This window comes from Paraburkholderia sp. SIMBA_027 (assembly GCF_046535315.1).
GTDB lineage: Bacteria > Pseudomonadota > Gammaproteobacteria > Burkholderiales > Burkholderiaceae > Paraburkholderia > Paraburkholderia tropica.
In genome coordinates this window covers 1-253 of the sequence record NZ_JAWRWY010001139.1, presented here as the reverse complement: position 1 = coordinate 253, position 253 = coordinate 1, and the positions used below count along the sequence as shown (strand labels likewise).

The following is a 253-nucleotide window of genomic DNA, read 5'->3' as shown; positions in this document are numbered from 1 at the left end:
CGCGCGCCTGCGCCTGCTGGACCCGAACCGCTTCCACGACTTGCAAGCCTTCCGCGCAGAAAGCGAGAACTATCGCCCGGTAGCCGAAGCCGTGCAGGAGCTGCTGGACAAGGGCCGCCTTTCCCCTGCCGCGCACAAGACCATCCAGGGCTTCCTCGGCAATGAAGGCGAAGCCCTGCTCACCGCCGTCAACGATGGCGACACCGAAGCCAGTGCGCGCCTGGTGCGTGAGTTGCTCGACCGCCACGGCACC

1 protein-coding gene is annotated in these 253 nt (G+C 67.2%); it reads left to right on the top strand.

Going from position 1 to position 253, the window contains the following annotated elements:
- A partial coding sequence (locus SB764_RS42695) for a hypothetical protein (RefSeq protein WP_410867137.1) occupies window positions 1–253 on the top strand: 253 nt, incomplete at both ends.